The 24,032-nt window shown below is 51.5% G+C and carries 32 protein-coding genes; 7 read left to right on the top strand and 25 right to left on the bottom strand.

The features are described 5' to 3' along the window. Positions 1-22: 22 nt before the first annotated feature. The 7 genes from AC5QPF_RS10215 to AC5QPF_RS10185 form a co-directional block, all read right to left on the bottom strand. A complete protein-coding gene (locus AC5QPF_RS10215; RefSeq protein WP_494963096.1) occupies positions 23-799 on the bottom strand; it encodes a phage tail tube protein in 777 nt (258 codons plus the stop codon). A 38-nt stretch (positions 800-837) separates the two neighbouring features. Continuing rightward, positions 838-1,284, bottom strand: a complete 447-nt coding sequence (locus AC5QPF_RS10210; RefSeq protein WP_494963095.1) for a hypothetical protein — start codon at positions 1,282-1,284, stop codon at positions 838-840. Beyond that, the gene (locus AC5QPF_RS10205; protein ID WP_494963094.1) at positions 1,281-1,754 is read right to left on the bottom strand and encodes a phage virion morphogenesis family protein; all 474 of its coding nucleotides are present in this window, start codon (positions 1,752-1,754) and stop codon (positions 1,281-1,283) included. The genes AC5QPF_RS10210 and AC5QPF_RS10205 overlap by 4 nt, the downstream gene beginning before the upstream one ends. A gap of 3 nt (positions 1,755-1,757) precedes the next feature. Further along, a complete protein-coding gene (locus tag AC5QPF_RS10200; RefSeq protein ID WP_494963093.1) occupies positions 1,758-2,018 on the bottom strand; it encodes a phage protein Gp36 family protein in 261 nt (86 codons plus the stop codon). A gap of 240 nt (positions 2,019-2,258) precedes the next feature. Then, positions 2,259-3,203 carry a minor capsid protein gene (locus AC5QPF_RS10195; RefSeq protein ID WP_494963092.1) on the bottom strand — a complete coding sequence of 315 codons (945 nt, stop codon included), beginning with the start codon at positions 3,201-3,203 and terminating at the stop codon, positions 2,259-2,261. Next, entirely contained in the window at positions 3,203-3,661 is a 459-nt protein-coding gene (locus AC5QPF_RS10190; RefSeq protein WP_494963091.1) for a lysis system i-spanin subunit Rz, read from the bottom strand. Before AC5QPF_RS10190 ends, AC5QPF_RS10195 begins: the two co-directional genes overlap by 1 nt. After that, positions 3,658-4,122: a glycoside hydrolase family protein gene (locus tag AC5QPF_RS10185; protein ID WP_494963090.1), complete on the bottom strand. Its 465-nt coding sequence runs from the start codon at positions 4,120-4,122 to the stop codon at positions 3,658-3,660. Before AC5QPF_RS10185 ends, AC5QPF_RS10190 begins: the two co-directional genes overlap by 4 nt. 271 nt (positions 4,123-4,393) lie before the next feature. On the opposite strand from AC5QPF_RS10185, the gene AC5QPF_RS10180 reads away from it, so the two are divergent. Beyond that, entirely contained in the window at positions 4,394-4,651 is a 258-nt protein-coding gene (locus tag AC5QPF_RS10180; protein WP_494963089.1) for a hypothetical protein, read from the top strand. A gap of 172 nt (positions 4,652-4,823) precedes the next feature. On the opposite strand, the gene AC5QPF_RS10175 is transcribed toward AC5QPF_RS10180, so the two are convergent. The 8 genes from AC5QPF_RS10175 to AC5QPF_RS10140 all read right to left on the bottom strand — a co-directional run bounded on the left by AC5QPF_RS10175 (position 4,824) and on the right by AC5QPF_RS10140 (position 11,039). Then, complete coding sequence (locus AC5QPF_RS10175; RefSeq protein ID WP_494963088.1) at positions 4,824-5,213, bottom strand: hypothetical protein; 390 nt, start codon at positions 5,211-5,213, stop codon at positions 4,824-4,826. Further along, the gene (locus AC5QPF_RS10170; protein ID WP_494963087.1) at positions 5,210-5,722 is read right to left on the bottom strand and encodes a hypothetical protein; all 513 of its coding nucleotides are present in this window, start codon (positions 5,720-5,722) and stop codon (positions 5,210-5,212) included. Before AC5QPF_RS10170 ends, AC5QPF_RS10175 begins: the two co-directional genes overlap by 4 nt. Positions 5,723-5,925: 203 nt before the next feature. Then, positions 5,926-7,707, bottom strand: coding sequence for a hypothetical protein (locus tag AC5QPF_RS10165; RefSeq protein ID WP_494963086.1), 1,782 nt, complete (start codon positions 7,705-7,707; stop codon positions 5,926-5,928). Between the two features lie 4 nt (positions 7,708-7,711). Beyond that, positions 7,712-8,023, bottom strand: coding sequence for a hypothetical protein (locus AC5QPF_RS10160; protein WP_494963085.1), 312 nt, complete (start codon positions 8,021-8,023; stop codon positions 7,712-7,714). 93 nt (positions 8,024-8,116) lie between these two features. Further along, entirely contained in the window at positions 8,117-9,277 is a 1,161-nt protein-coding gene (locus AC5QPF_RS10155; RefSeq protein WP_494963084.1) for a major capsid protein, read from the bottom strand. Between the two features lie 129 nt (positions 9,278-9,406). Further along, a complete protein-coding gene (locus tag AC5QPF_RS10150) occupies positions 9,407-10,201 on the bottom strand; it encodes a hypothetical protein (protein ID WP_494963083.1) in 795 nt (264 codons plus the stop codon). Positions 10,202-10,301: 100 nt separating this feature from the next. Further along, positions 10,302-10,637 carry a hypothetical protein gene (locus tag AC5QPF_RS10145; protein ID WP_494963082.1) on the bottom strand — a complete coding sequence of 112 codons (336 nt, stop codon included), beginning with the start codon at positions 10,635-10,637 and terminating at the stop codon, positions 10,302-10,304. Between the two features lie 12 nt (positions 10,638-10,649). Then, entirely contained in the window at positions 10,650-11,039 is a 390-nt protein-coding gene (locus AC5QPF_RS10140) for a hypothetical protein (protein ID WP_494963081.1), read from the bottom strand. A 284-nt stretch (positions 11,040-11,323) separates the two neighbouring features. Here AC5QPF_RS10140 and AC5QPF_RS10135 point away from each other — a divergent pair, with 284 nt between their 5' ends. Genes AC5QPF_RS10135 through AC5QPF_RS10125 form a run of 3 tightly spaced genes read left to right on the top strand, consistent with a single transcriptional unit; the run spans position 11,324 to position 12,732 of the window. Beyond that, the gene (locus AC5QPF_RS10135) at positions 11,324-11,872 is read left to right on the top strand and encodes a hypothetical protein (protein WP_494963080.1); all 549 of its coding nucleotides are present in this window, start codon (positions 11,324-11,326) and stop codon (positions 11,870-11,872) included. Positions 11,873-11,921: 49 nt separating this feature from the next. After that, positions 11,922-12,461, top strand: coding sequence for a hypothetical protein (locus tag AC5QPF_RS10130; RefSeq protein WP_494963079.1), 540 nt, complete (start codon positions 11,922-11,924; stop codon positions 12,459-12,461). Then, entirely contained in the window at positions 12,451-12,732 is a 282-nt protein-coding gene (locus tag AC5QPF_RS10125; protein ID WP_494963078.1) for a hypothetical protein, read from the top strand. Before AC5QPF_RS10130 ends, AC5QPF_RS10125 begins: the two co-directional genes overlap by 11 nt. Here the strand turns inward: AC5QPF_RS10125 and AC5QPF_RS10120 are convergent. Next, positions 12,729-13,208: a hypothetical protein gene (locus tag AC5QPF_RS10120; protein ID WP_494963077.1), complete on the bottom strand. Its 480-nt coding sequence runs from the start codon at positions 13,206-13,208 to the stop codon at positions 12,729-12,731. The genes AC5QPF_RS10125 and AC5QPF_RS10120 overlap by 4 nt on opposite strands. 95 nt (positions 13,209-13,303) lie before the next feature. Between AC5QPF_RS10120 and AC5QPF_RS10115 the strand changes: the two genes are divergently transcribed. Together AC5QPF_RS10115 and AC5QPF_RS10110 are read left to right on the top strand one after the other, a co-directional pair. After that, the gene (locus tag AC5QPF_RS10115; protein ID WP_494963076.1) at positions 13,304-13,597 is read left to right on the top strand and encodes a hypothetical protein; all 294 of its coding nucleotides are present in this window, start codon (positions 13,304-13,306) and stop codon (positions 13,595-13,597) included. Continuing rightward, entirely contained in the window at positions 13,594-14,067 is a 474-nt protein-coding gene (locus AC5QPF_RS10110) for a 3'-5' exonuclease family protein (protein ID WP_494963075.1), read from the top strand. Before AC5QPF_RS10115 ends, AC5QPF_RS10110 begins: the two co-directional genes overlap by 4 nt. A 3-nt stretch (positions 14,068-14,070) precedes the next feature. Here AC5QPF_RS10110 and AC5QPF_RS10105 read toward each other — a convergent pair whose 3' ends face one another. From AC5QPF_RS10105 to AC5QPF_RS10085, 5 genes are all read right to left on the bottom strand, one after another. Further along, positions 14,071-14,268 (bottom strand): hypothetical protein, encoded by a 198-nt coding sequence (locus AC5QPF_RS10105; RefSeq protein ID WP_494963074.1) that lies wholly within the window; start codon positions 14,266-14,268, stop codon positions 14,071-14,073. A 1,211-nt stretch (positions 14,269-15,479) separates the two neighbouring features. After that, positions 15,480-16,634: a hypothetical protein gene (locus AC5QPF_RS10100; protein ID WP_494963073.1), complete on the bottom strand. Its 1,155-nt coding sequence runs from the start codon at positions 16,632-16,634 to the stop codon at positions 15,480-15,482. A gap of 148 nt (positions 16,635-16,782) precedes the next feature. Then, positions 16,783-17,490 (bottom strand): hypothetical protein, encoded by a 708-nt coding sequence (locus tag AC5QPF_RS10095; RefSeq protein WP_494963072.1) that lies wholly within the window; start codon positions 17,488-17,490, stop codon positions 16,783-16,785. 106 nt (positions 17,491-17,596) lie between these two features. Next, positions 17,597-18,241, bottom strand: coding sequence for an exonuclease domain-containing protein (locus AC5QPF_RS10090; protein ID WP_494963071.1), 645 nt, complete (start codon positions 18,239-18,241; stop codon positions 17,597-17,599). A gap of 60 nt (positions 18,242-18,301) precedes the next feature. After that, entirely contained in the window at positions 18,302-18,673 is a 372-nt protein-coding gene (locus AC5QPF_RS10085) for a histone-like nucleoid-structuring protein, MvaT/MvaU family (protein WP_494963070.1), read from the bottom strand. Positions 18,674-18,756: 83 nt separating this feature from the next. Here AC5QPF_RS10085 and AC5QPF_RS10080 point away from each other — a divergent pair, with 83 nt between their 5' ends. After that, positions 18,757-19,764 (top strand): PIN domain-containing protein, encoded by a 1,008-nt coding sequence (locus AC5QPF_RS10080; RefSeq protein ID WP_494963069.1) that lies wholly within the window; start codon positions 18,757-18,759, stop codon positions 19,762-19,764. Between the two features lie 33 nt (positions 19,765-19,797). On the opposite strand, the gene AC5QPF_RS10075 is transcribed toward AC5QPF_RS10080, so the two are convergent. From AC5QPF_RS10075 to AC5QPF_RS10060, 4 genes are all read right to left on the bottom strand, one after another. Further along, positions 19,798-20,883: a DUF4055 domain-containing protein gene (locus tag AC5QPF_RS10075; RefSeq protein WP_494963068.1), complete on the bottom strand. Its 1,086-nt coding sequence runs from the start codon at positions 20,881-20,883 to the stop codon at positions 19,798-19,800. 294 nt (positions 20,884-21,177) lie between these two features. After that, positions 21,178-22,614: a hypothetical protein gene (locus tag AC5QPF_RS10070; protein ID WP_494963067.1), complete on the bottom strand. Its 1,437-nt coding sequence runs from the start codon at positions 22,612-22,614 to the stop codon at positions 21,178-21,180. A 192-nt stretch (positions 22,615-22,806) separates the two neighbouring features. After that, entirely contained in the window at positions 22,807-23,502 is a 696-nt protein-coding gene (locus tag AC5QPF_RS10065) for a hypothetical protein (RefSeq protein WP_494963066.1), read from the bottom strand. Between the two features lie 22 nt (positions 23,503-23,524). After that, a complete protein-coding gene (locus AC5QPF_RS10060; RefSeq protein WP_494963065.1) occupies positions 23,525-24,031 on the bottom strand; it encodes a hypothetical protein in 507 nt (168 codons plus the stop codon). Between the last annotated feature and the right edge of the window lies 1 nt (position 24,032).

Below are 24,032 nucleotides of genomic sequence, written 5' to 3'. Positions count from 1 at the left end.
CCCTCCGCTTCATCTTTGAGGATTATACTGCTACAACATGCTCCTCTTTGAACATCTTGGATAGCCCAGAGCCAGTGACAGCCTTGGATACCTGCAGAGTACCCTTGATCTCCTGGTCAGCGTAGTCACTCGACAGAAGCTGACGCTGTGCAGCAGGAGACAGAGCCACTTTGTGGTACGTCACTTTCACAGGGGTGTCGCTCTCGGCCAGGTTTACCCCGTCGAACACGATCATCACGTTGACGCCCGTATTTACCATTCCTTCGATCCTGCGCACGGCTGCTTTGTCGTACACGACATCAACAACATCGCCATCCGCAATTCCAGACGTCGCGGGGAAGTAGATAGAGCCGTTCGACACAACGTAGTCAGTACCGAGCACTAGGCTGTCTTCTTCGCCGGCAATTTTGATGCTCGTGACACCCGCAATGATGCCATTTACGATAATGCTACGGCCCCTGTAAGCCTTGGTAGTTGCAGTGGCACCCGTCTCAGCAATGTCTTCGGTAACCTGTCCGAAGAGTGCAAGCTCCATGACCTCCGGGGAAAACGACTTCATGTTGATGGTTGCTTCAGCTGAGTTTTTGATTACCTTCGATTTGGCAATGCCGAGAGTTCCATAAACCATATCCGGCATCTCGACCTTGTCCGAGGAGAGGGCCAAGACGGCAGACGAAGCTTGGCCCACAGTGAAAAACCCACCTACAGGCTGGTCGTTAGCATCAAGCTTGGAGATGAGCAGGCCGCCGTTTGCGATCCAGCCAATGGTTGTATCCGGCGCGTTAAATCCGAGAGACATATTAGATACCTATTATTATTGTTATTGTGATATTGAGCTCAAACAAGCACGATTCGTTGCGACCAAACGACTGACCAAGCACTAAAGCTAGTCTTGCCTTTGGTAACGCCGTTAAATGCTTCCTTAATTAATTGTAGCACGGGGGCTTTTGTATTGGTTTTGGGGTCGCCACGAAAGTTTTCGATCAGCTGTGCAATTTCAATAGCGGTGTCTGCGGCGATTGACGACATACCGTGAGATGCCGGATCTACTTTACCTATTATCCAAGCACCAAATAGCGAATCCAACTCTAGCTTCACTCGTTGATTACGCTCTGGCACATTGCCCCCGCCACAGGAAAGCAAGATATACGGACGTTTGCCGTCAAGCTTTAGCTCGCTTAAATCTTCGACAGTTAGTTCGCCAGAGAAGAATTTTACTGTTGGGCTTGATGGGAGCGCCTGGATTTGTGTTTTTATTAGTTCCAGATGTTCAGATATTTTCATGCCAGCGCCTTTTCGACGTTCTTTGTGATTATCTTAACATATTCATTCTTCCACTTGTCCGGCAGGCCTTTTTCTTGACTTGGAAGGAACATGCGGCGAGTTACTCGAATACCGTCTTGATGAGTGTCAGCGTATTCAAGAGGAGACCCTAGGACGATGCTCAGGCCACGGACTTCACCGAAAATACTATTTCGGAGCATGCCGGTGTCGATCAACGGCTGACCTTTACGATGCTTGATTTCAGCCCAGGTGTTTCCGTATGGGTCTTGGGATTTTCGGAAGTTCGCTTTGATACGGTTTTCCCAGAGACCAGCGATTTCCTGCAGGCCTGACCGGATCTGTGGGCTGTTCGGGCCGAGCTTTTTGACTTTGACTGCGAGAGCCTGAAGCTGCCTCGTGTTGGCAACGAGCTCAACTGATCTGTTTCTACCAGGTGAAGCCGCCAAGGCCCTGGCGATGATAGGGATCACGAGTCAGGCCCTATAAATCTTGATGTTGGTGAGCTTTGAACCCGTGGTCGTCTGCCCTGCTGAGACGAGATGGATTTTGCCTGTCGCAATGCCTTCGAGGAATGCCAGCGCGTCTTCGTAGCGCTTTCTCAGGTTCTCAATATCGTTGTCGGGCCAGGCGGTGTACCGAGCGATGTCGAGCACTGACCCGCGCACGTCTAGAATTGCGGAAGGGTCTGTCAGAGGTACGCTGATACCGTGCGACCGGATGTAATTGTCAGCCATCCTGGAAGCTCGGTCGATTGCTCGGTTGACCCTGGGCTCAGCGTCACTCGGTAGATCGTCGTCACCAAATTCGTTCCTGTAGTCTTCGTAGCTTGCGTAAGTCATAAAAGCAGTTTCTCTGAATCAGATGTTTTAGTTGTTATGGGCCTACTGGGGATCGCTACCCCCACTACCTCGATTTTTCTTTCTTATTATTAATAGAGAGGTAGTGTGGGTAGTGGGGGTCATACACCAGCATGATTAAGAAGAACTCTCTCGTTGCTTGAGCTGATCAAGCGGAATGACGTGATGGGTATCGAGATCCACAAAGCTCTCAAGCGGTTGGCCAGCCTTCCAAAGCCTGTACCTGGCAGGCCCAAGAATCGCTTCCTGCTCGCCTGCAGTCTGCTTACCCAGCCAATCCTCATACCCGTCCGTGAAAGCCGGCTCATCATCACTGACCGCGATCATCACAGTGCGACACCCAGGGTGGAAAGGAGGCACCTTTCGGCCCTTGTCCGTCGTCTTGAAGATCTTCCCGTCCAGCGCCCGGCACACCGGAGTCGTCCTGGAGTCGAGCACGGCACTGAGCTGATACGAGCTGAACCCAACCCGCTCAAAAGTCTTCAGCGAAGCCTGCGACGTGACGTGCGCTGAGGCAGTCCGAACCATGATCTCAGCGTTTCGCTTCGCCCCCAGGAACGGATTGCCAGGCTCGGCATACAGAGCATCAACTATCTTCGAAGTAGACAGGCCATTGAGCACACCGAGCCTAATCGTCTGCTTCACTTTGATCTGTGTCGCTAGCTTCTGCTCGTCGAGCCACTCCCCAAGGATTTTGCCGTCAAATGGGTCTTGGCTCACGATGCTCTCAACCAGCTTCTCTGTGACCATGTTGCTGCTGAAATCGAATCCGAGCAGCTTGCTTGTGAATTCCGACTCATACGCAAATAGGTAGCCCAGCTCGCGCTTGAGCGTCTCAGACATCAGCTCGTATTCATCAGCAATCAGCTTGTCGATTGTCACAAAGGTCTTTCGCAGCCTGGCCACAGCACTCCAATTCCTGGCTGTCATCGCCTCATCGAGCTCGGCCTTCACAGCCACTTTTAGCGCCTGCAGGTGCAACGCAGCTTGCTTCGCGATGCGTGTGAACTGCCCTCGCATGCTGACTTGGTGTTTGATCGTTTTGTCCGCCAGGCTCGACATTATTGAGCACCCTGTACGATCTTGCGGACGTAGTCCTGAAGTCCATGGAGCTGGGCTTCAGTGGTGACTATTTGCTCTCGGAGACGTAGATAATCCTGTCGAGCAATGGCTGTAAGCGCTGGTTCCGCTCCATCATCCAAGACGGTGGGGCTGGTAGCGGTTGGCATTGCTGCTGGGCAGGTGGCACGGACGAGCACGCGCTTAGTGCCAGAAGCAAGCTGATCACGCAAAGTGTCGATCTGATTCTTCGCATCACTCATTTCCTGGAAACGTTGTTTATCTAATTCGTCGCGAGCATGAAGAGTCTGAGCAGCCTGCAGTGCCTGCTGCTCTAGCTGAGCCACCCGAACATTTGCTTCGTCGATCTGGCGCATGAGTGAATCACGATTCCCCTTGAGTAGAATTCCACCAAGGACAGCTACGGTCGTGAAGATGGCGATCAGCAGGTACTTGTTCATAGCCCGACCTCGCACAGCGCACGCTCTTCCGCTCGCCGTGTAACCAGGCCATTAAGCTTCACGCCCCCGGCATACACCCACCTCGACAGCTCCGCACATGCGCCTGCTGGATCACCAGCGTTTAGCTTCTTCAGTAGTGTTGAGCTACCAAACTTAGACCCACCGACGTTGTAAACAAAAGAAACCAGAGCAGCCCGACGCTCCACTGTCATCGGCACTTTGACCCGGCGTTCAACATCTTCAATCGCAATCAGGAGATCTTTGCTGAGCTGCGCCTTGCATTGCTCTGGAGTTCGCCTTTCGCCGAGCCTTGCTGTAGTAGTGTGCCCGTAGCAAATGGTTGGGATTCCAATCGGATCGAGATAGGTTTCAGTGCGCAGACCTTCGAAAGTGGAGACAACTGCAGTAGCGATACTGAGTGTTGCAGCAAGCGTATAGCCAGCAATGCGCTTATTGAGCATCGTCAGCTACCTTTTGCTTAGCCTCACTTTCCTTCGACTCTCGCCTGTTCTTTAGGACGGAAAATGTAATCTGGCAAACCAGGTACAGAACTGTTAATGCTTTAATCCAGTCATCAACTGACATGCCACTTATAGATGCGGTAATTACCGCCAATGGCGGCGAAAGCTTTGTGGCTTCCACCGTCACGTATTGTGAAATTGACATTAGACTTTCTTCTTATTATCATGTGAGCCTATCTTTTTATTGTAACACTTAAATCAAGGACGTGTTGTGAGCCTGAAATCAGCACTGGAGTCTGCGGTCGAAAACTTTGATCCGAATAACCCCTTCCACCAGGCCCTCCAGAAGCATGGCGAGAGTATCTACCTTCGAGTGATCGAGCGAGCAACTCAGCACCAACACTTTGCTATCGTTAATGGAAAGTCAATCAAGGATATCGCTGAGGCCGTGCGACAAAAGGCTCTTGAACTATTTGCAGACGAGAACCTGATAAAGGGGATGAAGCTAGAGGACGATCTCGGGATTTAACTCAACCAATTTCTTTGTTCTCGGCTTCCGCGCAGGCTTCTCCGCAGTCACATGCTCATCAGGCAGAGAAGCCCCAGGCTCAAAATACCCCAGACCACGCCAATGCCCTTCCGCAGCACTCCCCACATCGACAAGCACTCGGTCACCGGCCAATTCCAGCCACACTGCATTTTTACTCATTATTTGTCTCCAAAGTAGGCCAAGGGTATTCGGACTTTATCTCCTCGAATCGAGCAATCGCCGCGTCACGTACCGACTCCCAACCCGCCTCGCTCATCACCTGCATTCTTTGGGCCTCGGCAAAAAGCCGATCACTACCGGTAAATTCGTTGGCGTAAGCAGCCTTGCGCAGGCTCTCGACTTCCTCTGTCGTCAGCACGTTTGCCACAAATGGCCCAACCTCTCCATGCTGGCCCTCGTGGATCTCCTGGTAGACTTGGCGTCCAAGATCAACGATATCATCGGGGTGTGCTGTAAACGGAATCCAGCTGTAGACTTCGTGGTTTATTTCGCAGTCGTATCCGCCATTACCGCTTACTCTTGGGTTACGTACTTCCATCATGCAATCCTCATCCAAATCGTAGCCCTAGCGATGTAGTTAGTTCCGCCGTTTACCTTCCACGACATCTGTCGCCAAGTTCCAACCCCAGGGGCCACTCCGGCTGTGCCATCGAGAGCCATCATCGTAATTCCCGTTCCCGGTGCCGCCTCGTAGTAGTCCCCAGTCCTATTACCCGCAGTGACATCACGAGCAATACAGTAGGAACCGACCTCATACCTGCCAGGTAATGCTGGTGATGCCGCTGACGGAGCATTTTCGAGCTCAACAACACGGTCACTAAGTACGCCCAGTTCGTCGCTCAGTGCTGTGCCCTGATCTTTTGCTTGCTGTGCAAGTTCTGCGGCTGCTGCGATCTCTGTGGATTTATCGCCAAGAGCAACCGCCGCTTCCACCAACTGCTTTACAGAGGCCTTTTGTGAGTTCCCAGGACGGTGAACATGAAATACAGCGTTTTGATTTCCGTCCCATGCAGTCTGTAGATCGCTGGGCCGCTTTCTATTAGTTGTCATTAGCTGCCACCGCATTGTGCTCTTGGGCAGCTAGCTGATCAAAGATCTCTCTGAACGTAGTAGATTTCGCGGTTGTCCCCCAGCCTGCGCTTTTCTGAAAGCAGAGACCTTCAGCTATTTCGATTTCATTTGGTCGCTTTTTATTAGCCTTCATTCGAAACTCCGTTTGCTTTGAATGCAAATCTTATTGTGTTGATATTGTATCACTCTTCTAGGAGCTTATATTCGAGCAGGTCAAAGTCTCTGTAGTTACGAGTGAGCACCAGGCTATCCTCTTCGACATCGATCCACTTCAAACTCGAATCGCCCTCGACCGGGAATACCTTCTCGGGGTTAGCACCTGCGTCATATGTGACTGTCAATGAAACATCCGCGTTCAAGAAGACTGCGAAGTCGCCCCTGGCAAAGCCGTTCGTAACTGCACTGTCTAAGGTGATTAGTTTTTCTGAGCCAGCGTTGTAGTCGACTCTCCGGACGTCTTGGCCGGATAGGATGTACAGATAGTCGTCACCAGCTACGAGCTTGCCGCTCCCCTCACTGACCAAGGTGTAGCCATCGACGGTAAGCTCCACTACCGCTGTAGTTGCGTCTGGACGCTTGATGCTCGCAAAGACACGACCGCCCGACGAGACGACTTCATTGCCCGTGCCGTCGATCAGCAGTGTCACATCGTCGAGCACTGGGCCTGGTGTGACCTGGAGGTTGTCCGGATCGATGAGGTACGAGATGGTGAAGTCCGTATTTACCAGCCAATCTTTGTCGCCCAATGTGGCCATCGCTGGGAGCTTAGTGTCACCGTATGTGCCAGCGATATCCAAGATCAGGTTGGTGTCTGCGCCATTGATCCCAGTGAGTCGATCAACACCACTGTCACCTCGCAGGTAGTAGGCACCCAGCTCAGTTTTGAATACGTCGCAAGCGCGGTCGGAGATGTAGTTCTTCTCCACGACCCTTGCAGTACCCTCGGCAAGCTGCTGCGCACTATTGAAGATCACGTAGCTACCGTCAAAAGCTGCGATGTACGTATCCCCATGCTTCAGGACTCTCTTAGGCTGGCCATACACACCACCAAAACTGACTGAGTTGGTAGCCGTCTCGTCGATGCCAATGACACGCTTTAGCTGCTCAACGAACTGCTCCCACGCGATGTAGTTGCCGCCGTCATCCACTTCGACGAAATCAAGGCCAGCGATATCAGCGTAAATCGCATCAGGAGCAGAGACGGAGCCCGCCATCGGATCAGGCTTGGCATCGACAGTCACGTCGCCAGGAGTGAGCTCAGGGTCTTGTTCACCAGGTGACACAACGCTCCAATTACCATTGTCGTTAGCCGTGCCAGTGCCCGTTGTTCCGTCAGGAAAGGTAACGGTCACCTGGTCGCCAGGATTTGCGCCGCTGCCGCCAACCGTCACTGAGCCGTCTTGGTTCGCCGTGACGTCGTCGACAACGGGCTCACCTGGCTTGGGATTCGTGACAACCCCAACATCGCCGGGATCGAGATCTGGATCATATGGAACATCCGGAAACTCAACTTCCCAGTCGCCATCTCCATCAGCCTCGCCAGATCCGGTCTCGCCACCAGGCAGCGTCACCTCGACATCATCACCAGGGGTTGCTCCACCACCTCCGATTACCGTGCCACCACCTCCTCCAGGCTTCACTTCGCCAGGTTCAGGAGTCGTAGGAGTAACAGGCGTAGGCACTTGGTCAACAACCAGGTCAGGCGCAGCAGGCACAAGCGTCAGAGCACCCGGTGACGTCACCGACCAACCGCCGCCATTACCGACCACACCAGTGCCCACCGAGCCATCCGGGAAGGTTACGACGATTGTTTGCCCAGGCGTCCCACCGCTACCGTCGACAGTCACCGTGCCATTAGGATTCGCCACGATGTCATCAATCACAGGTGAGCCGATGACGATTCGGATGGCTCGCCGCAGGTGGTACACCGTCATGGAGAGGAGATTACGACCAAGGATATTCATCAAGTCATCTCACTTCATGAATCCAGACCGTCGCACCATCCTCTCCATCGAGCAGGCGCACGCTGACTGGACGACCCCGGTTTGCATTCAAATAGACCCCGCCGCGTGCATCGATTGGTGCGTCTGCTTCTGTGACTGCGGTGCCCTCGGCCAGGTGGATCAGTGAAGTGCAGAAGAGGTAAATAGCCTCGCAGTCTGGGGCCGACGATGTGAATACCTGAGTGCCAGACAGGGCTGACTTGCCTAGGGATTTTCCCGGCCTGACGATGGGGAGGACTTCGCCCGTGCGGTCTTTTGTAGCTGTTACTTCGCTCATTTTGTTGCTCCTGAAAGTGAAAGACCCCGCTGCCGGTAAGCGAACGGGGTCTGCTGAACGTGGGGCCTTGCTAGTCGCTGGGCCCCGGCGATCTTAGTGACCACCCATACGCATTGCGCGGTCGTGGTCGAGAACTTTCAGCCCAAACAGGGTTTCCAGGCGGAACTGGTGCTTACGGCGAGCAGCGTCGTACCAGATCATCGACTGCAGGGAGAGACCCGAGACTTCATCCGAGATGTAGCCAGTGATGACGCCAGGCTGGCCAGCAGGGCTTTCAAGCTTGCGAGACACAAGCATTGCGAAGGTCGGGGTGCATGCCAAGTCAATCCTGTGGTCACCGACGACAGTAACTGCAGCATTCGCAAAAATGGTGCTTTTGATTTCAGTCGTGGTAGGGACAGTGTTCGAACCGTCAACCGCGACTACTGTGCTCGCGACGGCAAAGGTCTGATCAGTCCCGGCGATAACCAGAATGTCACCCTTAACGAAACGATCACCTGCCTTGGCAGAGATGCTAATCGCCGAGGTTCCAGTTTGAGCATCTGCCGCCACCTTCAGGCCAGCGTTAGCAGACGCAGAACCAGCTTTGTGCATGATCGCCTGGTTGTCGCTCATGATGTCAAAGTTGAACTTGTTGCCAAGAACGCCCGATGCTTCTGCATCTTTGTAGTTATAGTTGGCATAAACATTCAACAGATCTGCATTGCTGCGACTGGTGAGATAGAGTTTCCTGTCGTCATAGACGTTCGCTCGCTCAATGGCTTCTTGCAGGTTGATCAGGTCGGAACCATCACGCTTATTAGAAGACATCAAGTCGCCCGAGAAATTCGGAATTTCCAGACCGGCTTCCGCAATATCACCGTTGTAGCCACGGCAGATAACATCGACCATTCCACCAACGGCGTTTTGGAGAGGGCCCGAAGTGCTTCCGGTGAACTCCATGTCGGACATTTCAACCTGTTTGAAGTAGTGCCTGTCTACCGTGACATCAACCTTCTTAACAGTGATAGGTGTCGCAAATGTACCGTTAACAGGATCAAATTTATCAACCTTGTCGAACGTTACAGGCATCGGAACGCGAACGGTGTCACCAACCTCTTTAGATTCATCCGTGTTGTTCACAGTGACAATATTTCGCGCAACCACGCGTGCACGGAGACGCTTCATGGCATCTGGCAGGATTACTTCATTTACATATGCTTCGATGTCATTGCCAAAAGCTGGCATGACGACGAGTGCATTACTCTGGGTCATTGATATACCTATTTATTATTATTTTTATTTGGTACTGTTGAGGATATCTGTCGCTCACTGAGCAAAACAGTCGCCGGCCCTGCCAGCATTTCAACCGGGGGCTCAGGCGAGCCCCAGCGGGTACTTCGATCAGACGATTACGATCTCGCCTTTCTCACGCTTGGCACGCAGTTCCTTCGCTTCTTTTTCAGTAGCGTTCATATACTGCTTTTGCCATTCAGCTTTACTCATTGTACGGCCTGATCCACCAGTGCCTTGCTTGCCACCTGACCCAGGCAGGTCTTTCGCTAGATACTTCTTCCGACCAATCAGGCCATCCAACCACTCTTTGCCCTGCAGCGGTTTGCCGTCACGACCAAGCCTTACGTTGCCGTATTCGTCACGAAACACCAGATTGCCCTGAGTATCAACTTCGCCCTCGCGCAGTGCGAATTCGGCGATGTCCTCAGCAGCCTCTTTGTGTACAAATTCGTGGGCCAGAACCAGTTGGTTGATTGTTTGAGAGACATGCATGCGCTTGATGCGAAGATCAGATTCCTGGAGTTTTTTCTCCAGTTCTTGGATGCTGGTATCTTTTTCGCTCAGAATGCCTTTATAGGACTCAACGGCGGCATTTACTCGTTTGTCAGAAAACGCAGTGATATCCAGCTTGCCGGCTTTGTAAGCTTCTAGGTCTTCTTGATCCTGAATCTGAGCCTCGAAAGCCTTATACCGAGCATCTTTAGTCTTGATCTCGCCTAGCAACTCATTCTTCTTGCTTACTAGCCCAGCAATTTCGGCGCTGTGACGAGCATCTCTTTCTTTTAAGAGAGCTTGTACAGCAGGATGGGAAAGGTCTACTTCTGGTTGAGCCCCTGGCTCGTTTTCGCCTTCGTCATCTCCGTAAGCATGAAGAACGATAAGCGAATTATGACGCTGCAACATTGATTAAATCCCCCGAGGATTCTTTTATTGTTGTTTTATGTTGTAACACCATAATATCATAAAAAATGGCAAAGGGGATTTTTTGCAAAATAGCTCTTGACTACACCACAGCTCTCAAAATTCGCTCCCTTTCACTGATCTCGATTCTTTGCACAGCGGCCAGGAAGTCTTGGATTATCTGAATCTTCCCATTTTTGGCATCTTGAAGAACTGGTACAACCAAGTCTCCATCAACCATTGCACCGAAGATTTCCTCCGATGGATTCCCTCCAATGACTGATGCTTCCCACAGCCTGTACAGGTCATAACCCTTCATACCGACTATGAAATTAGCCATGAGATACAAGGTGTTTCTCAGCCCGGTGGAATGATCCCCACGCCGGAATGCCTCTTGAGCCTGGATATAGATTTCATGTTGCTGAGCGAACCTACTCATCGTTTCTCCTTTTTATTCTTCGATGATCTGTGCCAATACTTCCCAAGCGAGGCATCTCAAACTCTTTGGCTCAGTAAAACTCTGCACATCAAACACAAAACGGATGCCATCAAATACGAGATCCTTAGCATGAATCAACTCGCCGATTATCAGACGCTCAATCAGATCCATGCTCTCCGGACAACCCGCCTCGGCATAATCAGCCAGCAGCTCAAGGTGCCGTTTGTTGTCAAAGCGGAAAATGTTCAAGGCAGGGTAATGTTTACGCTCTGAATCAAACCCGCCGACCAAGCGGATAGCGCAAATTTCTTCAGTTTCTGGAGTCAAAGCTCGAATTGTGATTGTCTGCATAGTTTTACCCGAGAGCTTCAGCTCTTCTTCTAATATTTGTATTTTATCCACGGAGCTTTTCGCGGATCAAATATATTTTCATTCTTCGGATTAGTCGCTCATTAAGACAGGCTTGTAACGCAAATTTTGTCATGTAACACAGCGGCTGTTACAATCCATTTTTCGCGTTACACCATAGCCTCTTGAGAGCAAGGGCCCGCGACATCAGAAATACACATTAGTTCCGTACTACGAGAAAACTTAACTAGCGCACAGCTGCGATATTGAATTGCCATCACCTTTGTGTTAAAAAATTCTTGTCACATTCGTGATACAAACACAAAGGAATGCTGTACGTGAAAAAGATTGCGCTCGCTCTTGCCGTTGTCATGCTGACCGCTTGCGGTGAATCGAAGGTAACCGAAGTCGATGGCACTACCTCGGCCTCTGCTGATCAGTCGCTCAAGGCGATGATGAAAGGCATGAAAGATAACGAATATCTTGAGATGGCTGGCAACATTAAGATGCTTCACTCTCGCTATCCTGGTGAAGAGTTCGCCAAAGTCCTGAACGGCAAGGACATGGATGGCTTCAATGCTGAAGTCGCTGACACCAAGAAGTTCTTCATTCAGCGCGGCAAAGAGCGCGCAACTGCTGCACTTCAGACCGACATCGATGAACTGACGCAAAAGAATCAGGAGTTCACCGAATTCCGAATCCAAAGCGGCGACACTTCGTTCGACCCGGCAAATCACCCGTTCACGTCCAAGAACCTGAGCCGTATCGAGAACTACAAGCAGAAGCAGGCCACCCTAGCTTCGCTGAGCGATGATGCTTACTGGAAAGAGTACGGCTGCGGCTGCTACCAGTCTTCGCTTGGTGCTACTGCCAATCCTCTGAAGTAGTCTAGCTACAAGCCGCTCACCCCTGGGCGGCCCCTCCTGGAGCTCGCGCATGACCTTGCCCACTGTATCGGGATATCGAATCACTGCGACTCCCGGCCAGGACTTCGACATCCTTGCAGTCGAGACCACTGAGACAAGGGAGCTGGTCTGCCAATGCACGATCTACCCCTTGGGAGACACAGAGGTTATCTATCCTGTCACCGTGATGACTCTGGCACCCAAGCACCGCCAGGCACTCCCTGATCTCAAGCTCCAGCTCCTCGATCACATCCTGCATCAGCACCGCGCAATCCTCCTGAGCGCCGGTAACGACAGCACGGGCGGTCGCTTTTCTTTCCAGACTCAGCTCGAATACGCAATGAGCCAGGGCTACTACGCATACCAGCTCGCCGGCAGCCAGATCGAAAGGTTTGACGACAAAGATCTGCAGACTGCCCTAGCCAGACCGTGGAACGAGCCACTACCACTGGTGCTGATTTCGAGACATGAGCTGCCGCTCAGCGTGGCTTACGAGATCCCGGTCGATTACGTACACTCGCTAGACAAGCTAGATGCCAGAGCCGTTTTTGGAGACCGCTATGAGGGATGAATGGATTTACGACGGCACTGACATGTCGATCAGAGACTACTTCGCTCACGCGATTTCAAAGAAAGAGCCGGGCATTACGTTCGACGATTGCATGCATGACTTCGCGGCAGGTGAGCTCGACGAGATAGCCAACGTTAGCTATGTCACTGCATTTCGCTCGAAAGATGAATCCTTCGTCTACAAGCGCCACGTATGGTCACCAGCGAGGGTGTATTTCGTCTGCGAAGACGGCAGACAGCAGGTGCAGTCGAGGCTACGAAACCCCGGCTAAGATTGAGCAGCAAGCCAGAGCTCGACTTTATCGCACCTCCCAACCGCATCGAGTTGAGTCTTGGCAGACACCACCAAATCCAGGAACCGGTGGCGATCTGCGTTAGACGGAAACCAGTCGTCTATTTCGACGCTACAGTGCTGAGACTCACTTAGGGCCCACCTGACGACCATGTCTGCTGCCGCTCTGCAATGATCCGCCATCCAGACCGCTTTGCCGTCAGCATGCCATCCGCGCTCGGCCAGCACCTGGGTTGCATCCCGGACTCCCACATCACCAAAGAACGCCGAGGTGGCAGGGAAATGGATGCCAGCAAGCGACACTTTGCACACCCCCGACTCCCGATCCCAATAGTTTAGGAAATGCCATCCACCTGTGGTCACGCCGGGGTAAGGGAAGTTGATCGCAGCTTTACCGGTGATGTAGTGCTCACGAGTAACCCGAGATAGGTCGAGGTCGAACAGTGGCTGATTCATCCTGGCAACCTATCACTGGCTCCAACGGCCGGGCAACGCCGTTTGACTCCAAATTGCCAGCGCGGCAGGATGAAGGCAACACATGGAGATGCGCGATGCAGATCAAGAAAGGCCAGGTTTTCACACTGCTGCACGGTATTCGTGACGAGAGTAACAAGCCAATGGTTGCCCTCAAGGATTTTGATCTCGTCACTGTCGCAAACCAAATCGTTGCAGGAAAGGATGAACACCATACCGACCTTGAGGCTTGGATTCTCATCGAGCGTCTGGAGGATCTCGGGCTCGCTAAACCACTCGTGCAAAGCCTGATTCGTATCATCCCTGGTCGTGGAGAAATCACCGCTGAGCTAACTAAGGAGCAACCCAGGATCACTGAGCGGCCACAATGAAGATCGAGCGCCCAACCCATTTTGTTGACTTTGAGGCTTCAGGCATTGCTCCTGACAGCTACCCGATTGAAGTAGCTGTCGTATATCCAGGCGGTGAGTACCAGTCCCTCATTCAACCAGCGCGGTACTGGGATCACTGGAGCTACGACGCCCAAGACATGCACGGAATCAGCCGCGAGCAGCTCATAAGCCAAGGCACACCACCCCTGGCAGTCGCGCAGGAAATGAACCGCCTCTTTGACGGCAAAACCCTCTGCTCAGACAACCCCGCCGACTGTTTCTGGCTTGACGTGCTGTACGAAGCGGCAGGCATCGAAGCGACGTTTGAAGTCAAACCGCTGGAAGCGCTTGTCGGTCGCGAAGCTGCATCTGAGATCCTGAAGCGACTTCCCCTACGTCGTGGGCACCGAGCGCTGCAGGATGTCCAGGCGCTAAGCAGAGCCGTTGAGAGCTGGCAGGCTTCTCAGTGAAGCTCAGTCAAAGCTGTTCTTGTCGTAGTTGTATGAGCGCCTGCCACTCGGCTTGAGCCTCTTCCCTGCCGGGCTCGCTGCAAACCGCTTGAGCATCTCATTGCCGGCCTTAATCTCTTCCTCGCTCAGGCTTTCTAGCGCTTCAGCCTTTTCGCGCTGATCACGAGCTTTGCGCTCACTGATCGATTCCGACTTGTGCATGGCACCACCTCGCAGGTCTAGTCAAAAGCTAACAATTTATCTGCCGATTTGAAAGCACAAGGTTTGTCAGCAAAGGGCAATGTGAAATTATTTTATGGGTATGCGACTGACATACGCATCTGTGTTTTCAAGGGTAATTAGCACTTATCAAGCAAGCGCTAGAAATCAGTTTGAAAATAGATATGGACTGCATGCTATCTCATTTTGCACAATGTATTTATTACACGATTAAAGGAGTGCAGAAAATTGAGAACAGGGTTAAATGTAAATAACAGAACAACCAAAGATGGTGGGTTCAAGCTCACTCAAGGCCAGCTAGTCATTCTCTCAACTGAGAGATATTCAGACTACAGCTACACGGGGCCATTTATATGCAGTAGAGATTTCGACCTATCAAATATTGCCAACGAAATAAAAGAGCAATCGTCCGGTAGCGCTGGCCCTAATCGCGTGACACTCCACCTCCTCAACAATGGATTCATAAGTAAGGTCGACTGCCGCGAAATCCATCTCGGGACAGAAGGGAATATTGAGCCATCAAACTGGAACATCAGCAAGAGCGATCTTGATGACGAATTGGAGTATGGAGGTATGGCTGAGGACGATTACGAACTAACCATCCTGCAGTGCGGCCTATGATTTCGGCCATGACTCAATTCTTGACCAGGAAGAAGAATGCACCCTGCCGTCAGAAGAGCAGGTCGGAAATTGAGGAAGAGCAGTTCATCTTAGCCATTAACTCCCTCAAAACCCTGCATGTCACCCCATCAGGAACAATGAGAATCGACGTCTCAGAGATTCGAGACCAGGTACTAGCCAGCCGGGAGCGATACAAAGAGTTTGTGAAGCGCTCTGGCCATTAAACAGTTTGACAACAAATAATAAGAGAGGATTTATGCAAGAACTATTTTATGCTGCGGGGTTTATTGCAATTATGGCATTCGGAGCAAAGTATTTTACACCGCTCATTATTGACGATGTGTTTCACTTATTAAAGGATGCTGTACGAACAACAATCACCTTCGCATTTATTACCCTATTCATATTAGCTCCAACATCCATAATCCTAGTTGACAACTCCCTGATCAAGCTTTACTACTTGATAATCACACCTGCTTATGTGGTGATCATTGGAATGATCAGGATTTTCTTTAGGAAACTCACCTATTAAACGCTACACGCGCCATGCTAGAGGTGTAGCGTGATGAATTTCATCCTTGGGCTTGGTTCACTCCAGGCCTATCGAAGAACGACTTCATTCGCGCCAAAGAGCTAAGGAAATTTTCTTTCATGAGGTGGTTCCCAGCTATAGTTACGAGTTGCTGATTCATAGATCTTTCGATCTCAAGGCAGCAGGCCTTTCTTTGCTTTACGTTGTACTGACTGGAAAACTTCATGAATGAAGTGAGCGCCCCTTCTTCCATGTCCTCGTACCGCCACCCCCAGAACACACCAGAAAATACACTAGCCCGAACACTCAGATATGTAAGTGCCACTGCTACGCCCTCGTAATCTTCGGCGTACTTCAAATCTAGAAGTTTCTGACTCGCCGAATTTAAAATAAACGAGGTTGCAAACTCGCTCCGAACTATTGGATGAGGATGCGTTCCCTTGCCAATTGTAATCAGTTCATCATAGCCATTGTAGAAGCGATTGAACATGCAACCTAGCGCACACATGAAAATGTAGAGCGAACCCGATGTAAAGATATCTTTCCGAATCATATATTTGAGAGTTAAATCGATACCCTCCATGTCGGCTAGGACTTCCCTCGCTTGATCATATGCATTTTCCTCAGCATCAGCAGACTCATCCCGAATTTCGTAAAACTCCACGATACCATTGGAACCAATATTTTTGCGTAGCTTATAATGACACTGAACCAAATGGCTTAGCTCATGGAAGAACACCCAAGCCAGTGCGACCTCATAGTACATGCAACGAGCTGCTGTTGCTGCCTCAGTAAATCTCTCGTCCTTTCCGACAAATATATCCTTTATAAGATGAAAAAACGCATTTCTATTTTTCTCTGGAATCTCCGGCAGTCCCGTTTCAAAGGTAAACTCTCGACATTTAAATTCCTCATTTAGCCATTTGAGGCTGTCAGAGTCTTTGACAAACTGTTCGCAGTATGGGGGAAAAGTAAATGAATCCCTGTAGATCTCACGGATCATACCCATATTAATCAAAATGGTGCCGTTCATCGGGCTTTTTTGATCAACAATTGCGCAAGCATTAACCGACTCGTTCATAGGTCGATTGACAGTGAGAGTGCCGCCGATAGGCTTAAATATATTCTCGTTCGCCCATGCGGTTAGCTCGTCTAAAATCAGCTTCGAGGTTAGGTCAATGAATTCGAAATTCATGAACTGATTCTCGTAATCTATCCGACGCTGTTTTTCGGGGGAAATCCTGTTCGCCATGTCTTCCTCACACGGTAAAAAGGGCCCTGCGGGGCCCATTTGAACTCAAACTGACATGCTACTGCCAGCCCAACCCTGTCAGCCATCGGAGCTAGCCCCGGTAAGGCTTCGGCGTCGTTACGTTAGTTGTATTGATTGAAAGAATTGTACTAGCAGAAATCATCCCAGAGTTTCCAGGTAGGAGATCCTCCAATTCAATACCCCTCTCCGCGAGCGCAGACGTAATGTCACTAAGAAATTTCGCAAGATCGGCATTATCTCTTAGAGCTTTGTTGAGATCGACTCTGATCTTCTGATCGTCACCATAATCGGCCTGCAGCTGGGACTTCAATTTCTTGTTTTCATCATTCTTTTGCTCAAAGAGTCGCTTGATCCTTTCGAGCTCTCGCTCAAGGTATTTTACCTTTTTGGGATCTTCAACCGCTTTGCTGGGTTTCTTGGCGAGCTGTGCCACTTGCGCAAGAGCTTCATCACGCTCAGCAACGACTTCGTCGAATTGTTCCTCAAGATCACGCAAGGCCACACTTGCCTGCTTTAGCTCAGACTTCAGCGTTTTTTGCTTCTTTCTAAGTTTTTTAGTGGCATCCGAAACCACCTGCTCAATAGTTTTCTCAATACCGTCCAGCAACGCTTTGAACTGCTTCGGGAGAAACTCGAATATTGTTGTTCTGTTGCTATTGCCCGGCAGGCGAATCTTGGTCACCGCATGGAAATCAAATCCCTTTAGGCTGGAGGGAAGCTCCTTAGGGTGATTCTTGAAATAGCCCTTCGGGTAACGTGTGTCCTGATTGCTCATCATGAATCCTTCATGGGCAAGAAGTATAAGTAACAGCTCGTGACGACAATCCAGGCATCCCCGTGCCCATTTGCAGTCAAACTGACATCATACCTCCAGCCCAGGCAGGTCAGCCAGCTCGCAGGATCTCACCTACCAGCACGCCCAGGTTGCGGGCATCATCAATACCTCTGTGGTACTGGCCTGACCACTCGATACCCCAGTCTTCAACTGCAGGCCGGAGGGCCATTGCCCTACAGTTGAGCACCTTCCAGTGCCACTTTTTGGCGTTCGTGTGTGCAAAGCAGGCAAGCATGGGTTCGCAGCTGTTCCGCTCCGCATCCATCGCCAGCTGCTTCGCGTCGTAGTCCCCCCACGAGCACCACATCAGGCCTTCGCTTTTAAATGGGGCTAAGTAGTCATCCAGCGCCTGTCGAACCTCGTTGTAGGTGCTGGCACTGTCGACGTCGACCTGATCAATCGTTGTCAGGCTTTTGCAGAAATCTGTCAGAACAGGGTTCAGCACCGGGCGAACGAACCATGTGTGCTCGCTGACGATCTTCGCGCTTTGATGCAGATCTAGAACCACAGCGCCGACCTCAATGGTTTCCATCTCGTCACGATGCACAGCGAGCTTGTGCTCAAGCTTTTGCTCGTCGGTCAGGCCTTCAGGGTACTCATCGCACGTGGCTTCGAGATCTACGCAAAGCAGGTAACGCGTACCTGCCAGGAGCTCTTGGAATGCCCGCAAGTGCTGCGGTTTCTTGATCTGCATTTTTCTTCCTTAAATAAAAAAGGGGCCTTGCGAAGGCCCCTTGTTTGTACTCAAAAAGTCTTACTGAGCCAACCAGGACTCGACTTCTTGGGCACCGTACTGGCCTTTCCATTCTTTCAACGTTTTATGGTTGCCACCCTTGGTTTCGACGACTTCACCGGAATGAGGGTTCTTGTAGACCTTCAGCTGACGTGGCTTGCGGTTGCCTTTCTCAGCTACAGCTGCAGGAGCAGCACGACGCGAGGCAGCTTGAGGGTCTAGGATGGCAACGATGTTACGCAGGCTGTAGCCGTACTCAGCCAAGAGGTCACGGAGCTTCTTCTCGAATTCAATTTCTTTTTTGAGGCCATCGTCGTTTTTCAGGGACTCAAGCTCAGCCAGTTGAGCAGCCAGCTGCTGCTCCAGGGCACGGAATTCTGCGAGACGGGACATTTGTCGCTCCTGTATGTTGATAGGCCATTATCCAGTGCTGGCCGAACTAAAGTCTAGCTATCTACACACCGCAAGGAGCGTCCATGCATCTCGTAATGCTCGATACATGCGTCTGGCTTGATATTTCGACTCAGAAAGCAGAACTGCCAATGCTGACAGCCATTGAGCATCTCGTCGAAGATGGAGTGATCAAGCTCTTGGTGCCCGAGCTCGTCCGCACAGAATTCGAGCGAAACAAGGACAAGGTCATTGAGTCCACACGCAAGCGGATTGCGAGTGAGATCCGCGTTGTCAAAGGAATGATCCAGTCATTTGGTGGCGAAGGGAAAGACACTGCCCTGGATACCATTGACGATGTCAACCACCGGCTTCCGATCCTTTCTGAGGCGACCCAGGGCAGCGTCAACCGAGTCATCAAGCTGTTCGACCTGTCTTTCCAGACGCCCATCTCAGATACCGCCAAGATCAAAGCTGCAGAGCGGGCAATCGCCAAGAAAGCGCCATTCCACAAACAGAAGAATAGCGTTGCTGACGCGGTACTGGCCGAAGCCTTCCAGGAGTTCGGTGTTGAGCAGGCAGCCAATTTCGAGACCTTCAGGTTCGTGACTCATAACGTTACTGACTTTTCGGGCAAAGATCACAGGCAGCCCCACGAAGACTTCTCAGACATCTTTGATGGCAAAGCTTCCCTGTTTTTCAATACCACGAAGTCGGCAATCGAAGATCTGCTAGACCTTGAAGAATTCCACTATGAGAACGAGTGGGCCTGGGAGGATCAGACGCGAGGCCTTCAGGAGATCCTGGGGGCTATGGACGAGCTGGTCGACAAGGTTTGGTACAACCGGCATATGAATCGTATGTACCACTTGGAACAGGGTGATATTGAAATCGTCCCAGAGGGTACGGAACGCTACGGGAACGGAGTAATTCACGAACACATCCTAAAAGGCGCTCTTGCTGCAGCCGAAAAGGTTCGCGAGAAATATGAAGACACCGGCCCTTGGGATGATTTTGAGTGGGGCATGATCAACGGGAAGCTGTCAGCCCTTCGATGGATTCTGGGTGATGAGTGGGACATGCTCGACACTTGATAAGCTGGAGGGGCTGCGGCCCCTCTACGCCAGTCAGGCCAGCTCTGTAGACAGACGATCTTCGTTATCCGCCAGGCTGAACTCGTGGCGAAGGATGCCCCGGCGCTTCATCTCCTGGAGGTAATCTTCACGCGACAAATCACCCATGGTGCGAGCGTTGGCCAACGCCGTGAGGTCTTCCGACGAGGAGCTAATGCCGTACTCGGTATCGATGTGTACCTGGAAGTCTGGCTCCGCGATCTTGTTGAAATACGCCATCCATCCCAGCCCTTTCTCCAGGGCACTGGCAACGTTCAAGGCCAGCATAGCAATCCTGTTGTTCGTCTCACCTGCTCGTAGCGCTCGACCCGTCGCTGTTTCCGCCACCCCGCTGTTTTCCAGCATCCCGAGGCCATACGCTTCCATTTTTGCCTCCAAATCCTTGAGGGAGTCACGGCCTGCGCCAATGGCTGCACCAGAGTGCTCGACATACTTCAAGTCAGCACCTGCTTCACCTTTGATCGCGTACTCCGACCCAATCGTAATGGCTGCGTCTTCAGCCACACCCGAGGCAAACAGAACAGGAACACGAGCAATGCGCAGGATGTTCGACTGATCGGAGCTTTCCTGATAGTGCTGAACGTTCATGTAGGCCAGATCGAGCAGCGGCGGCGGTGCCTGGATCTGATCGCATGCAATCGCCTCAGCGGCGTGGATTGGAGTGACTGGGATCTCTTTGAGCGCAAAAGGCTGGTCGAGGATGATTGGGTCATCTGTCTCGCCGTCGTATAGCGACCAGGTAACAACGTCACCCTCTCGGTCAAAGACCCTGACTCGCTTAACTTCCTTTTCACCCCACTGGCCATCCTGGACTACCGCCGACTCCAAGATGCGGATGTGGATGAGCTTGTCGTCCTCATTTTTTCGAGCAGCCAGGATGTTTTCGCCAGCAAGGAGGTAGAGATAAGGCCTGCCACCGTTCACCGCACAATCGCCGGCCAGGAACGTTGATCCCATCGCTACTGCATCGGCGGTACAGGCATGAGCAAGTGTGGTTGCACTGGTGCCTCGACCATCCACGTCAATCAGATATTCATCAGCAAGCTCTGGGAATCTCTCGCTCTTGATGCCTACGGGCATGCTGAATGGTTTCGAGGCTAGGTTTGCTACCGTGCGTTGAAAGTAGTTAGTTAAGAAAGACCTGTTCAAGCGTCTCCGGTAGGCTTCCGGTGTCTCACCAGGTTCCTTGGGTAAATACTCAACCCCAGCAGCCCGGATAGCAACTGTCCCGCCCTGAAGTGTCCTAATTATTTTTCGAACATCATAATCTTTCTGGCTGCGCATCGAGCGCTGACTAACAGACATATATAGCGCCTATTTTTATTCTTATTTGACTACAACAATTGTACTTTGTTTGACGTCAAACTTGTGGCGTTACCGAATACCTTGTTGAATCGAAGTTACTGGACGCTTCCATGTCAACCGATATGCCAGAGCGTCCCAAGCATGGTCGTCCGGCCCCTTGGCCACTGCATCAGGCTGATCATCATCTCGCTGCAGGAAAGGCATTGTTTTGAGAGCAAACCTGCACGACTTGAAGAAGTAGATGTGGGGCTTGCTTGGGTCTTGGGTTTTTGTAGCGTGAAGCCTGTCGAACATGAGCTGAGCTGAGGTCACACGAGAGCCAGGGCTCTTGTCTGAATTGACGAATTCCATGCCAGCGGCCTTGAGTTCTTTTGCGACTGTTGGAGCATTTCCCTGGTCAACCTTGCTGCCGTTGTGAATCTGGTTGTCTGCCGGGCCGGCTTGGACTTTTTGGTGCTGCTTGAGCACGGTTTCGAGTAGCTTGTTTTCCCTGATTTTGAGTCGTTCGCCGATCTGCTTAGCGGACAGGTAGAGGCCGGCGTCGGCCTTGGTTTGTTTGCCTGTCTTAGCGTCGATCTCTGTGCCGTAATCTTCTCCAACGACGATAAGGGTGCCCTTTGGTGGGCAAAACGTCTGGCCATTAACCGTGATGGCCTCACCGTTAGTTTCCGCGTACCAGAGGCAACAAAAAGGCGTGGACTGACCAAAGTCGAAGGATCTGTCAGTTTTCCAGTGACGCGGGATCTCGAAGGGCTCCAAGATCAAGCGATCTGCAGACCAGACTGGGCCAAACATAGCGCCCGTATCGACAGCTTCCCAGTCACCCAGCAGCCAAGCCGCTTTCTTAGCCGGATCGATGAGCTGACCCAGGTAGTTGCGGATGTAGCCTTCGTCGATGTGGATGTTTTGAAAGACTGTGCCGAAGAGCGCGCAGCGCTGCCTGGTGCCGTCTGCATTATAGGTGATCTCTCCTGGACGCTTACCCTCGATAAACCGCTCGTACACCCAGGTGCGTCCACAGCCCCATGGGTTGGTGGTGGCCCTCACCTGCAGTGGTGGGAGATTCGGCTGTGCTTTGGACGGCTGGTAAGCAGTACGAAGCGTCGACATCATTGCCTCGTAGATCTCGATGCTGCTCCAGGTGGCCAGCTCGTCCCACCCGATGTACGCATACTGATGGCCGTGGAATTTTCCGTCGTATTCCCTGATGTGCTTGATGTGATTGAAGATCAACACCTCGCCAGTGGCGAACGTCCATTTGTGCTTAGACTCATTCCACACTGCATCCGGGAAGATCCGAGGGATCAGCATCCCAGCGGTCTTCACCAGATCTTCCAGGTGCTTAAATTCTTTGCGCAGAATCGTGCCGCGCCAGTAAGCACCCCAGCCTTTGCCGACGTGCTGCAGGAAGCCCATGATCAGTGCGTCGGACTTCCCGTTGCCCCTGGAGCCATGAAACAGAACCTCTCGCACGAGCGACTGAGGCTGCCCCAGGATCATGAACATTTCCTGCGAGCCTGGTAGTGGCTTCCAGACTACGTTTCGGACAGCCCTGGCGATGTGCTTAATGTTCCCGGCAGAGCTCATAAAGCCACCTCACCGGGGTTAATGTTCCATTTATGGATCACAACGCACCTTCCCGTACCGCATGTAGTACAAAGAGGCTCTGTTTGCGCACAAGCGCCTGGCCTTGTTTGATCACAAACGGCTCTTCCGAATGATGTTCATGACTATCTCGTCAGCGCTCGGTGATTCAAGCGCCTGGGCTACAGAGATTTCGTCAACCGTATTAGTGATCGTGACCGTTCGAGCGGCTTCGTACTCCGCAACTTTCTGGGCTGCGGTTTTTTCATGGGAATCGCGAAGAGATGCCTCCCATTTCTCGATACGCTCAAGCTGAGACTCTGCAAAGTCTACAAACTCATCTGCGCCACGATAAATAGAGAATGGGGTATTGGGCAGGATGTAGACAGCGTCAATAACGGACTCGTAATCGCTAAACCTCGGGTATACAGGACTGTTAGTTGCACCATCCCAAATCAGGTAGCCGTCGAAGTATATAAAGTGCAAAGTTCCCGACTTCGTTTTGACTTGATAGATGGCTTTACTCCACTGCCCGAATAGTCCCTCCTTCACATCAACAGAGCTTGACTTTGCATTCGCAATCCCAGATGCAGCAGCGAATCCTTCCAAGGGAATGTGTACTGGTAGGAATCCATGGTCGTAGAGAATGCTACAAATTTCCTGAATGGTAATTCCGCAGTCTCTATTATTGAGACTCGAAACCATATCCTCGTAGCCACCAGGACGATTGTAGTAAGAAATACCGTTGTCTTGGATTGCATTTAGCAGTGCAACAACACCACAATCACCCCAACTTCTTTGCTTAATCACACGAATACCTTTCTTCTTATTATTATGAGAGTTCGTTTGTTTTTGTTTTTGCGAGCAACAAGGCATCGGATTGCTGTTGCTGAAGCTGTTGATCGAGGTCGATGTCGCTTCCCATTGAGGGGATCAGAGCGATACCAGTGCTGGATTCTTCGTTTACTTCTTGGCGAATCGTCACCTCTTTGCGGTTCCAGTCGCCAAACTCCTCTGGCATACGTCTGCTGAGTAACCTTGCAGCTTGGTTGGCATCGCCTTCCTTGATGGCCTTCATCACGGCATCAATGGCTGGCTTGCACGACTTGGCTTTAGCTAGGTCAATGCGCTCCAGAAATTCCATCAGCAGAGCTTCGTCTTTGGTTAAGTCGGACTCGTCTTTGCCTTCCTCTTCGATCTCTTTTGCAGCCTTCTGCCATGCATAAAACGTGGACGACGGCACACCGGCACAGCCGCAGGCGATCTTCAGGCTGGTCGTCTGAGTGATGTACTTTTCGAGATCAGAGATGATCTTTTTCGTGAGAGCCTTAGTCGCCATC

The organism is Pseudomonas sp. Con_6, assembly GCF_059379395.1.
The sequence above is the reverse complement of the archived record's forward strand: the minus strand, read 5'-3'. Positions and strand labels throughout refer to the sequence as shown.